Annotated in this window: 14 protein-coding genes; 6 read left to right on the top strand and 8 right to left on the bottom strand. The window is 60.4% G+C overall.

What is annotated here, in order from left to right; all coding sequences use genetic code 11:
* Positions 1-78 precede the first annotated feature (78 nt).
* The 5 genes from DBR46_RS25425 to DBR46_RS25405 form a co-directional block, all read right to left on the bottom strand.
* Positions 79-1,254 carry an NnrS family protein gene (locus DBR46_RS25425; RefSeq protein WP_124528446.1) on the bottom strand — a complete coding sequence of 392 codons (1,176 nt, stop codon included), beginning with the start codon at positions 1,252-1,254 and terminating at the stop codon, positions 79-81.
* A gap of 40 nt (positions 1,255-1,294) precedes the next feature.
* On the bottom strand, positions 1,295-1,738 hold the full coding sequence (locus DBR46_RS25420) for a CopD family copper resistance protein (protein ID WP_124528445.1): 444 nt from the start codon (positions 1,736-1,738) through the stop codon (positions 1,295-1,297).
* Between the two features lie 90 nt (positions 1,739-1,828).
* Positions 1,829-3,145: an OprD family porin gene (locus DBR46_RS25415; protein ID WP_124528444.1), complete on the bottom strand. Its 1,317-nt coding sequence runs from the start codon at positions 3,143-3,145 to the stop codon at positions 1,829-1,831.
* Between the two features lie 162 nt (positions 3,146-3,307).
* A complete protein-coding gene (locus DBR46_RS25410; RefSeq protein ID WP_124528443.1) occupies positions 3,308-3,853 on the bottom strand; it encodes a putative natural product biosynthesis protein in 546 nt (181 codons plus the stop codon).
* A gap of 62 nt (positions 3,854-3,915) precedes the next feature.
* Entirely contained in the window at positions 3,916-4,296 is a 381-nt protein-coding gene (locus DBR46_RS25405; protein WP_124528442.1) for a DUF2946 domain-containing protein, read from the bottom strand.
* A gap of 181 nt (positions 4,297-4,477) precedes the next feature.
* Here DBR46_RS25405 and DBR46_RS25400 point away from each other — a divergent pair, with 181 nt between their 5' ends.
* On the top strand, positions 4,478-5,086 hold the full coding sequence (locus DBR46_RS25400) for an SCO family protein (protein ID WP_016976099.1): 609 nt from the start codon (positions 4,478-4,480) through the stop codon (positions 5,084-5,086).
* A complete protein-coding gene (locus tag DBR46_RS25395; RefSeq protein ID WP_124528441.1) occupies positions 5,086-5,568 on the top strand; it encodes a copper chaperone PCu(A)C in 483 nt (160 codons plus the stop codon). Before DBR46_RS25400 ends, DBR46_RS25395 begins: the two co-directional genes overlap by 1 nt.
* 3 nt (positions 5,569-5,571) lie before the next feature.
* Here DBR46_RS25395 and DBR46_RS25390 read toward each other — a convergent pair whose 3' ends face one another.
* Positions 5,572-5,901, bottom strand: a complete 330-nt coding sequence (locus tag DBR46_RS25390; RefSeq protein ID WP_124528440.1) for a DHCW motif cupin fold protein — start codon at positions 5,899-5,901, stop codon at positions 5,572-5,574.
* Positions 5,902-6,711: 810 nt separating this feature from the next.
* Here DBR46_RS25390 and DBR46_RS25385 point away from each other — a divergent pair.
* The gene (locus tag DBR46_RS25385; protein ID WP_124528439.1) at positions 6,712-7,047 is read left to right on the top strand and encodes a hypothetical protein; all 336 of its coding nucleotides are present in this window, start codon (positions 6,712-6,714) and stop codon (positions 7,045-7,047) included.
* Here the strand turns inward: DBR46_RS25385 and DBR46_RS25380 are convergent.
* The gene (locus DBR46_RS25380) at positions 7,013-8,650 is read right to left on the bottom strand and encodes a hybrid sensor histidine kinase/response regulator (RefSeq protein ID WP_124528438.1); all 1,638 of its coding nucleotides are present in this window, start codon (positions 8,648-8,650) and stop codon (positions 7,013-7,015) included. The two genes, DBR46_RS25385 and DBR46_RS25380, sit on opposite strands and share 35 nt — an antisense overlap.
* Before the next feature lie 97 nt (positions 8,651-8,747).
* Here DBR46_RS25380 and DBR46_RS25375 point away from each other — a divergent pair, with 97 nt between their 5' ends.
* On the top strand, positions 8,748-9,350 hold the full coding sequence (locus tag DBR46_RS25375; RefSeq protein ID WP_124528437.1) for a response regulator transcription factor: 603 nt from the start codon (positions 8,748-8,750) through the stop codon (positions 9,348-9,350).
* Between the two features lie 88 nt (positions 9,351-9,438).
* On the opposite strand, the gene DBR46_RS25370 is transcribed toward DBR46_RS25375, so the two are convergent.
* On the bottom strand, positions 9,439-10,002 hold the full coding sequence (locus tag DBR46_RS25370) for an NADAR family protein (protein ID WP_124528436.1): 564 nt from the start codon (positions 10,000-10,002) through the stop codon (positions 9,439-9,441).
* A gap of 77 nt (positions 10,003-10,079) precedes the next feature.
* On the opposite strand from DBR46_RS25370, the gene DBR46_RS25365 reads away from it, so the two are divergent.
* Complete coding sequence (locus DBR46_RS25365) at positions 10,080-10,421, top strand: hypothetical protein (protein WP_124528435.1); 342 nt, start codon at positions 10,080-10,082, stop codon at positions 10,419-10,421.
* A gap of 107 nt (positions 10,422-10,528) precedes the next feature.
* Positions 10,529-11,512: a DUF4365 domain-containing protein gene (locus tag DBR46_RS25360; RefSeq protein WP_124528434.1), complete on the top strand. Its 984-nt coding sequence runs from the start codon at positions 10,529-10,531 to the stop codon at positions 11,510-11,512.

The raw sequence follows: 11,512 nt of genomic DNA, 5'->3' as shown, positions 1-11,512 counted from the left end.
GAACCATAAGCCGCCGTTACCTAAATAATGGATATGTACACAGACAGACCGCCATCGCAGGCAAGCCAGCTCCCACACTTACCCCGGATGCCCATCCACCCGCGCCCGCCACAACATAGGCCCGTACCGCCATAGGTACACCCCCAACCCAACACACCAACACACCCCCGCCATCCACAATCCCACCACCGGCCAAACCCCCACCAAAAACACCCGACACACACACGCCAAATTCAACAACACAAACCCCACCCCCATCCCCCGCGGCAACTGCAACGGCCGCCCCGTATGCCCAAGACTCACCCGCGCAATCATCGCCAAGATCAACCCACCCATGCCCCCCACGGTCAACGCATGCACCGCCAGACTGGGATTCAACGACACCCCAAAATGCCACAACGCCATCCCCAGGCACGCCAACGCCAGCCAGGCATAAGCCAAATGCAACGACCACAAAAGCGGCACACGCCACAGCCCACGATCATGCCAGCGCACCAACCGCAACAAATGCCCCAATCCAAGCACAACAAACAGCGCGCCAAGCCATAACTGAGGGAACAGCGCCACCCCGCTGGCATAACACAACGCAACCAGGACCGACCCACCCAGCAACAGATAATCCAACCACGGCCAAGGCTTGACCGCCTCAACCCGCCCCAAACCGCGCTGGGTAAAAAACGGAATCACCCGCCCACCGATCAGCCCCATCATCGCCGCCACCAGCCACAACCCGGCCAGCACCGCCTGGCGTTGCAGGCTCGCGTCAACCAACGACACGCCATCCACCACCGCCAGCAGCACCAACACCAGCACAATCGGATAGTTGCGCGTCTGCCGTACCTTCCACAGCGTCCAGCCCATCACCCCGGCCACGGCCAACGGAAAGCTCAGTTCCAGCAACGCCAGCAACGGCCACGGGACGTTCAGCAACCAACCCAAGCGCGCCGCCAGCCACAACGCCACCAGTACGGCCAAGGGCGCACCGCTAAGGCCCGGACGCCCGGTCCAGGTCTGCACCGCGGTCAGCAGGAAACCGGCGATGATCGCCACGCCAAAGCCAAACAACAGCTCATGCCGATGCCACGCCAGCAAGCCACCGGCCGGTTGCCAACCACCGGTCATGCCGCCCAGCGCCAACAGCCACAGGGGGATCGCCAGCGCCGCCAACAGGCACGCGCCAAGGAAAAATGGCCGGAAGGCCAGGCGAAATAACGGGGTAATCGACATTGCCTTGCGCCGATCCAGTACATGCATGTTGCGGCTCCTCAACTCATTAGTGCAGCGATCAAGACCGTTACCACGTGAGGTAAAACATGCTCTTGGCCAACAACACAATCGCGACCATATGCCCGAACAGGCTCAAGTGGATACCCCGCAGGTAACGCGCACTGGCACGCCCCCGACGCATACGCAGCACCGTCAGCAGAAAGTGCAGCAATACGCTGGCAGCGAGGATCAATTTGACGGCCAGCAAGGTGCCGAAAGACGTGGCGAATGGCGCAGCAAGCACCGGCCGATAACGCAACCAGACCATGCCGATGCCGGCCCCGAACAGCACCAGCAACACCCACGGCATCAGCGTCCGCGCACGTTGGCCGATGCCTTGCTCGACCCGCACCATCACCCGCGCCGGCAATCGCCGATGCAGATCACTGAGGATCAGCACCTCGAAAAACACCGTGCCGATAAAGATCAGGGCAGCAAACAGATGGGCCAGGAGAAACAGCAGATAGAGCATGGTGGCCTCGCAGGTGCGCCGGGTCTGCAGTGTGGCGCGGTGGGCGCGCCCAGACCTTGATGCCGGTCAAGCCGGACGCACCTCCAGGCGTTACAGCAGCGGGATGCTGTAGCTGACAATCAGCCGCGTCTCGTCCTTGTCCGCCGTGTCGTTGCCGCGCAGTACCGCGCTGCGCCAGGTCAGGCCCAGGCCTTTGAAGGTGCCGGTGGGAATCACGTAATCCACGCGCAGGTCGCGCTCCCATTCACTGTTGTCGCGCGTTGCCGTGCGGATGTGGCTGCCATGGATATAGGTGACGCTGGAACGCAGGCCCGGTACACCGAGGCCGGCAAAGTCGTAGGCATAGCTGCCGACGGTGGCTTGCTCGCCGGCATTGACGAATTTCAGCGACTGCGAGTTGGTGATCAGGTAGAGCGAGCGGCCCTGGCCCTGGTTGATATGGGGAAAGTCACTTTCACCCGTGGTTTTCTGGTAGCCGAGGCTGACCGAATGCCCGCTCAAGGCGTAGGTAAACAACGCGCTCCACAGGCGGTTGTCGACCTTGCCGGTGTTGACGCCGTTGCCGTAGTAACCGGCGCTGACGTAGCCTTCATCGCGCCCCGCCGCGCTGGCGTTCTTGCCGTCGGCGGTGCTGTAGAAGTAACGCAGGTCGCTTTTGAACTGGCCCACCGGCAGTTGCCAGTTGTGCACCAGGCCGAAGAAATGCTGCTGGTAGAAGTTCTCCAGGTTGGCGTAGTAGTACTGCACTTGCAGTTGCTTGCTGACGGCGTAGTCCACCCCGCCGTAGTAGAACTGGTTGCTCGCCTTGCCCTTGACCGGGTCATTGGCGCCGGCAATCGACAGGCCCTGGCCGTTGCTGGAGTTGCGGTCGATAACCCGCTCTAGCTTGCCAGCGATCAGGTTGAAGTCCTGGAAGTCTTTGGAATCCAGTTGGTAACCGCGAAAGGTCTGGGGCAACAGGCGGCCGTCTTCGGTGGTCAATACCGGCAACTTGGGTTGCAGGTTGCCGACCTTGAGCTGGGTCTGCGCGATGCGCATTTTGCCAGTGACGCCGGTCTTGCTGAAGTCGTGGGCGGCCTTGCCGTCGTCCAGCGGGAAGACGCTGCCGGGGGTGTTGTCGGCACCGGCCTTGCCCGCACGGCCCGAGGCGTCCAGGCGCACGCCGACCATCTGCTGCAGGTCCAGGCCGAAGCCGACGGTGCCTTCGGTGAAGCCGGACTGGTAGTTGAACATGAACGCCTGGCCCCACTCCTTGTCCGACGCGCCCCGGGCGTTGCGGGTGTCCTGGTTGTAGTAGAAGTTGCGCAGGTCGAGGCTGGCTTTGCTGTCGTCGATAAAACCGGACGCAGCAACGTGTTGCGCGGCCCCCAGGGAAACGGCGAGGGCCAGGCAAGTCTTGTGATTCATGAAGGCTCCGTAAGATAAATGAGGCGATCCCGTCGCAGCCCAGCCCTGTTCTTTGCCAGTCGGGTGGTGCTGCATTTAACGGGAGCGCGCACGGTATAGCCTCGGCCGCGCGGGAAACAGCCGGGGAAACCGTCATTCACTTTTACCGGTTGCGTAACAATCTCAAGGCAATGGCCGCCAACCGCTGAACGCCCCCTGCGCGTTGAGCGGGCACCAGGCGAAGTCCCATTCGGTGCCGGGCAAGGCCTGGTGCTCGACGTCCGACCGGGGCGTGTCCTTCCAGTCGAACACGGTCGCGCCTTGCCAAGTCAGGACCACGCCACTGGCCGGGCTGGTATCGGTATTGATCCAGCACGCCGCCGCAGCCGCCATGAACGCTTCGATCGGCTCATCGTCAATCTGTACCCGATACGGCGAGCCCAGCAGCCAGCGGCAGACGTTGACGTGGTAGGTCCAGTCCAGCGGGGGCCGATTGCGATAGGCCCAGGTCATGAAGCTGCGGAACAGGTTCAAGCCCTCCGGCGGGTCGAGTTTGAGCAGCGCCGGGCAGATGTCGAACAAGGTGTGCCAATGGGGCAACAGGCGTGCATCGAGGTGCACGAAGCAGCGGGAATTGCTCGGGTAGTCGGGCAGCGCCGGCTCCAGGTGCAGGCGCCGGGACGCCTTGCTGACCAGGCGGCTGGCGCCGGCAGGCAATAGGTGATTCATCAAACGCACTCACAGTCGTGACGATAGAACGCCGCCTGATCACAGGCAGCCCAAGGCACACGTCAGAATGCGGGGGAAGCGCGGGGGTTGGCCGAGGGCCAGGAATAGCGCGGCGGCGCCTTGTTGCGCCGCTCATGGGCCGGGCGCGGGGTTTGCCCAAGGCCCAGCAGCCAGGCCAGACCGACCAGGAACACCAGGGCGACGGTGAGGGCGTTGCACACCGGGCAGGCAAAGTAGTTCGAGATGTTGCTGGAAGACGGGTTACCCAACCCTTTGTCGGAAATCGGCTGGCTGCCTTCCACCGAACAGAACTGCCCGCCGATGCCGTTGAGCTCCAGGCCCATCATCTGCCCATGGCCCAAACCGCACACGAACAGGTTCATCAGCACGCAGAAGTACAGGGTCCAGGCGATCAGCGAGCGGTCGGGAGGGCGCAATTTCATGGCGGCGACTCTACCACCACAGGCGCACCGAGATGAAGCACGGCGCGCCCCTGTGGCAGAACGTCGCACATTACGCGGGCCGGCTGGGGTTGGTAGACTTGGCGCCCTCCTCCTTTACTCCTTTTCAAAGCCTGATGTGTAGATCCAGAGCAATGCAGGCGTTTCACAGGATGCGCAGTTGATGAGTACGTTATTCACCCGCCGCAAAGTGCTGACCGGCATGGGCCTGTTAGGCCTGGGCAGCCTGCTGGGCGGCTGTGACTACAGCCCCAAGCTGAACTTCAAGTACGGCAAGGACCTCAGTGACAAGATCATGGGCCGCACCTTCAAGCTCAAGAACACCGACGGCGAAACCGTCACCCTGAGCTCGTTCCGTGGCCTGATGCCGGTGGTGTTCTTCGGCTTCACCCAGTGTCCGGCCGTGTGCCCGACCACCCTGGCCCGCGCCGCCCAGGCCAAGAAGCTGATGGGCCGCGACGGCGAGATCATGCAAGTGGTGTTCATCACCCTCGACCCCGAGCGCGACACACCGGAGATCCTCGACAAGTACGTCAAGGCCTTCGATCCCAGCTTCGAAGCGCTGTACGGCACCCCGGAAGAAATCGCCGTGGCCGCCAAGGAGTTCGGGATCTTTTATGAAAAGATCCCCGCCGGCGACACCTACACCCTGTCCCACACCGCCACCAGTTTTGTCTTCGACACCCGTGGCAACCTGCGCCTGGGGCTGCAGGCATCCCTTACCGCTAAAGAGTGCGCAGAAGACCTGCTCACCGTCATGGAGGTCTGCTAATGACTGCCGTTCAACACCTCAAGCGCCTGACATTCGGCCTCACCCTGCTGACCCTCGCCGCCCACGCCAGTGCCCAGGTACAAGTCACCGACGCCTGGGTGCGCGCCACCGTACCGGGCCAGCCGTCGAGCGGCGCGTTCATGACCGTCACCGCCGACAGCGACAGCAAGCTGCTGAGCGTGGCGACGCCTGCGGCGAAGGACGTGCAGATCCATGAGATGAGCATGAAGGACGACGTGATGCACATGGGCCCGGTGGACTCGGTGGCGCTGCCCGCCGGCAAGGCGGTCACCCTCGACCCCAACGGTTACCACGTGATGCTGATGGGCCTGACCGGCCAGATCAAGGAGGGTGACCAGGTGCCGCTGACCCTGACCGTCGAGAACGCCAAGGGCGAGAAACAGACCATTGAAGTCAAGGCCCCGGCCCGTGGCCTGGATGGCATGGACCACAGCAAGATGGACCACAGCAAGATGCACTAAGGGCTAGTCGACGATAAACAGCTTCGCCCCGCCGGCAGTGAATGACCGGTGCGCCTCCATGTCGTTGCCTACCTGGTAACTCATCCCGGCCGTCAGTGTGAACTGGCGGCCGTCTTCCAGCTCCGTGTGCAGCTCGCCTTCCAGGCACAGCAGGATGTGCCCGCGCTTGCACCAGTGATCTGCCAGGTAGCCGGGGGTGTATTCCACACTGCGCACGCGGGTGGTGCCGAAGTGGCAGGTGCGCCACAGGGCGCTGCCGGTTTCGCCGGGATAGGTAACAGGCTCGATGGTTGACCAGTCGGTGGTGCCAAAGGGTACGGCGGTAAGGTCCATGGGGGGCTCGGTCGTCAGTTAACGTGGCCCAAGGCTAACGAGCACATGGCTCGGTCGATAGACACAGATCCTGGGCTTTTGGGGGATACAGAACAACTGCGGTTCAACTGACAGACCGCGGCGCCTGCATCGCAGGCAAGCCAGCTCCCACAGGGGATTGGGTTTGCAGGTTGCCGCAGGTGTACACCGTTCAAAAATGTGGGAGCTGGCTTGCCTGCGATGGCGCTGGGTCAGGCAACATCTCTGCCAGCAGTGCCGCCGCCTTCGCAGCCTCGCTAGAGCTCGACAGCTCCCACAGGGGGTAGCGGTGTCAGTGAGATCTGTGAGCTGAACACTGCCTGCACTATCAACACTGCTCAAAATGTGGGAGCTGGCTTGCCTGCGAAAGCGCTGGCTCAGGCAACATCTCTGCCAGCAGTGCCGCCTCCTTCGCAGCCTCGCTAAAGCTCGACAGCTCCCACAGGGGGTAGCGGTGTCAGTGAGATCTGTGAACTGAACACTGCCTGCCCTATCAACACTGCTCAAAATGTGGGAGCTGGCTTGCCTGCGATAGCGCTGGGTCAGGCAACATCTCTGCCAGCAGTGCCGCCGCCTTCGCAGCCTCGCTAAAGCTCGACAGCTCCCACAAACTGTACGCTCACCACAAGGATGACCTCAGTGTGCCACTAGCACACCTGTGCTAATCGACCCCTCCCCCCTGCGGCGCTATATTCCTCGGCACTTCCAACGCACCCACCCGCACCGCGCATCCCCTGCGCGCGGACCCGTTGTGCGTTGGAAAAACCATAACAACCCCAAGGAAGAAGCACCATGAAACTGCACTCCCCTGTTACCCGCATCACCCTGTTGGGCGCCTTGATCATCGGCGTGGCCGGCTGCAGCAATATCAAACCCAGCGAAGACCACCTCAAGACCCTGTCGGAAACCAACCTGGGCGAGCCGGTAAAACGCATCTCCAATGTGCGCAGTGACTCCATGAGCACCTACTACGTGGCCAGCGCCGCCTCCGGCGAATACAACTGCTCGGTGCCCAGCGGCGCCAGTGGCGGTGCCTTCGCAATTGCCAGCTTCGGCCTGATGAAACCTGCCGCCTATTGCCAGCCCAAGGGCGCTAAGGGTAGCGGGCTTGTTCCATTCGCCCAGTAAGGGGCTGCTGGCTCAAGTCGCGCAGTGTGCCGCGCAGTTCTGCGGGGCGCACCGGTTTGGACAGGATGGCGATCTGACGGTCGTGCAAGGCGGCCTGGATGCGTTCCACGTCGTGCCCCGTGAGGATCAGCGCGGGCACCGCCCAGCCACGTTGTTCGCGCAGGGCATCGATGCATTCGATACCCGTGGCGTGGTTGCCCAGGTCATAGTCGGCGACGATGATGTCGCAATCACTCACCAGATCACGCCCCGACGACTCCGCCTGCACCTCGCAGCCCCAGCGCTCCAGCAGCGCCTGGGTGGCGAGCAGCACGTTGTGATCATCCTCCACCAGGCACACTTTCAAGCCGGTGAGCAGGCCGGCCTGCCGTATGTCGTCACGGGCAGTTGCTGCACGCGGCGCGCTGGCCAGGGTCAAGCCATGCAGGGTCACCGAGGTGCCATGGCCCACCTTTGAACGTAGGCTCACCTGCACCCCCATCAACTGCCCCAGGCGCTTGACGATGGACAGCCCCAGGCCCACGCCTTCGACGTCCTTGTCCCGCAGGTGGCGTACGCGATAGAACTCTTCGAAGACCTTTGACAGATGCTCCTCGGCAATCCCCCGCCCCCGATCATGAATCTGCACCGCCAGCCCGCCGTCGCGAATACGCACGCCCATCAACACCGGCCGGTGCGCGCCGTACTTGAAGCAATTGGACAGCACGTTTTGCACCATGGTCGCCAACAGCGCGGGGTCCACCAACACCCAGTGGGCGCAGGGCCGCAAGCGCAATTCCACCCCGGCCCAACGCGCGGCCTCGGCGTTCTGGCGCACCAGATCGGCGAGAAACTCGCCCAAATGCACCGCCTGGTATTTGGGCAGCAAGCGCCCGTTGTCGAGGGTGTACAGGTCCAGAATCGAACGAAACAACTGCGACACGTTGAGCAGCGAGCGGTCGATGTTATCCACCAGCCGCCGCTCTTCATCGCCCAGGCGTGCTTCGCGCAAGCACGCGGTAAACAGGCCGATGGAGTGAATGGGCTGGCGCAGGTCATGACTGGCCTGGGCGAGAAAACGGGATTTTTCCAGGTTGGCGGCGATGGCTTCTTCCGACGCCTTGCGCGTACGTTCCAGCAGGATATGGGCGTACACCGGGATCACCGTACTGGTGATCATCAACATCAGCACCATAAACGGTTGCGCCTGCCACACCGGCGTCAACTGGTACACGATCAGCAACGCCAACAACGCCAACGCCGTGGCAATCGCCAGGTAGCGCGAGCCGTAGCGCATGCCGTTGCCCAGGTTGACCCACACCATCACCGCATACAACGGCAACGCCGCCTCGCCGCCCACCACCATGCCGAACGAAGTGCCCGTATAGTCGTGGATCATGCCGAAGATACGCCGCGCCGGATAATGCCCAGGCCAGCGGGCGATCACCTGCCGCAAGATAATCGAGGCGATCAGAAACAGCACGATGTACTGAATCACCGGCAGATAAGTCTCCAGCGACTGCCCCGGCAAAAACCCCAGCACACTGATGTAGACAATCGCGATAGCGGCCACCACGATGCGCAAGTTGGCCGGGTCGAGTTCAGAGTTGGTCTCACTACCCATGGGTTACGTCCTTGTGCGGCAGTCGTCAGCGGCGTCATGCAATGCGGTGCTAAGGTAGCATGACCGCGCCACACACCGCCCCAGGGAGGAGCCCCCCATGACCGGCCGCATCATCATCGCCGACGACCACCCGATGTTTCGCGAAGGCATGCTGCGCACCGTGCAACGCCTGCTGCCCGCGGCCGAGGTGCAAGAAGCCGGCGACCTCGACACGGTGCACGCGCTGATCAGCGACGGCGCCGACATCGACACCCTGATCCTCGACCTGCGCTTCCCCGGCCTGACCTGCCTGAGCCAACTGGCCGAACTACGCCAGCAACTGCGGCGCACCACCTTGATCGTGGTGTCGATGGTGGATGACCCGGCGTTGATCGATCAGGTGATGGCGTTGGGCGCAGACGGTTTTATCGGCAAAAACATCGCACCCGAGGAGATCGGCCAGGCGTTGCTGGCGATTCGTGAGGGCGAGGTCTTGGTCAAGTTTGCGCCGTCGGGGTTGTTGCCGTTGGATACCCATACGTTGACGGCGCGACAGCAGGATGTGTTGAGGTTGATTGCCCAGGGCAAGACGAACAAGGAGATTGCCAAAGCGTTGGATATTTCGCCTTTTACCGTGCGGATTCATGTTTCGTCGTTGCTGAGGGTGTTGGGAGTGAGTTCGCGGGCGGCGGCGGCGGTGAAGTATTCGGGGGTGGGTTGAGGGTTGGTTTTGTCGCGGTCAAGCATCACCGCAATGAACGCCTGCTCGACCACGTGTATCTGAGGAAGCTTTCTCGCACTCGCGGCAACTACCTTGGGGCCGGCACACCGCCCCCGTCCCGCACTTGCATCAGCGCAAAGCCCAGTAGATTCAAGCCTTTCCAAAGATTCGGATTGTTCACATCCGCGTTATCCTGCGCGAGCCCTATACCCCAGATGCTATCAACCGGGCTGGCCTCGACAATAACCCGCGAACCGGTTTGTAGCAGGTATTCGTTTAACGGCGGATTCTGAGAAAACTTGGCCTGGTTCGCTCGAACCACGATGTCGTATCGGTGTTGCAGCCAAACCTGTTCATCAAACCCGCGCACGTTGCGGCCAAGCGCTTTGGCGGCATTTGGCGTAGGAGCGTTGAACACCTGCGCACGAATATCCTGATCGTCAAACAAGGCCGCTTTCTCGGCCATCATGAAGTGTTCGGCCGTCGGGTAATGTTGCCCCTCGACCACAAACCCGGCCTCAAACCATTGGCTGAAACACGAAGCCGTGACGACAGTTTTGCTGCGCTGGTGCCCCCAGAAAAACGTAAAGCTCAGCTCTTCGCCTGAGTTGAAGCGGGCGCACAGTGCGTTCAAGTGTTCAGAGTCGTTCAATCAGATACCCTCGATAACTGGAGAGCGAAGTTACAGCGACAGGGCTGGACAAGGCAACCACGAAGCGTGGCAGGCCAATGAAGCGCTTCATCCTCTGGCATCGGCTAGAATCCGCAGCTTATTTCGACAATGCTTGCTACCAACGAGGGAATTTCATGACAAGGATGGCCGCTGTTTCCACGTTACTGAGTTGCATGGCGTCGGCCTCGGCATTGGCGGCGTCTGATTGTCCTTTTCCGCAGGGAATGCAGGCATCCATCGGTGCGTCGAAGCAAGCTATTGCGGCCAGGCAAGCGGGCGTCGCCAAGGATGAACTGCTCACCAAAATTTCCCCCGCGGCCGATGGGCAGATGTCCACGATGCTAAAGAGTATCGTCGACGAGGTTTACGATTATCCGGTGCTGCTGCCCGAGGTGTGACGGAGGGCAGCTACCGGCCAAAAACGGACGGCGACGCCGCAACAGTTTTTTGCTATTTTCAGCGCCGTATCGCCTCCATTTGGCGAATATTAGATATGGGACTTGCAATGGATTTGCCGAAAGCAGGCACAACGTACACACAAGAGCGTTTAGGTATTGCCGCTGTCCAGCTTTATGCAGCTCGAAGAAATCAGATTTGGCGCGAAACGGGTACAGGGGATGTGGGAATTGATGGAAATATCGAATTCGTAAATGCTGAAGGATTTGCTACAGGCCGGATAGTGGCGGTGCAAGTAAAATCTGGTCCGTCTTATTTCAAAAATCCGACTTTGCAGGGATGGAAATTTTACCCTGAACGCAAGCATAGAAACTATTGGGAGTCATTTTCACTTCCTGTCTTGCTTGTTCTGCATGATCCGGATACCAATAAAAGCTATTGGGCTGATGCACGGCAAGCACTTAGAAGTACACGTGAAGAAAGTGCTTTTATAGAAGTGCTGTCGTCAAATTATCTAGAAGAAACAGATGCTATTGCAATATTTGAAAATGCCGGCATTCTAGACCAACCCTTCATCTCGGAAATATCGGAAATTCTTCGATTCTTAATAGCTACTAAATCCAATGAGGGAACATTCCCTTTAAGCTATTTTGACTTATTTGTTCATGGGCTAACCAATATATGTCGCAGCATCTACTACGGCATGGATATGGTTATCAACTCAGTAGAATACAATCTTGAGACAGCAAACTCCCCACATGGAATGGGCATGGGGCACCAGGAGCATCAATTTGCATTTGGGTTCGTAAAATTCCTTGTCGCACAAGGGTTAGCTCACATCGACCTATCAGACTGTCTCATCGACTGGGTAGATCGTGACATGCACCCGCACTTTGTTGCGCCGCTCAGCTCGAGAGGCCGTGCCCTAGTTCGTCTGATCCATCAAGAGGAAAAACGCCTCGTCGCAGATGGACAAATGCAAGATGAAGGCAGTCTACACGTTGCTCAAGAAGCTTTCTTTGAGATGGTACCGGCGTCATATTTTCGACGCTTCCCACGAATTCGAAGGTTTCAGGATGCTTTGGGGAGCTAA

The organism is Pseudomonas sp. KBW05, assembly GCF_003852405.1.
In the GTDB taxonomy this organism is placed as follows: Bacteria; Pseudomonadota; Gammaproteobacteria; order Pseudomonadales; family Pseudomonadaceae; genus Aquipseudomonas.
Note: the sequence above shows the minus strand (reverse complement) of the source record. Positions and strands in the feature narration are given on the sequence as shown.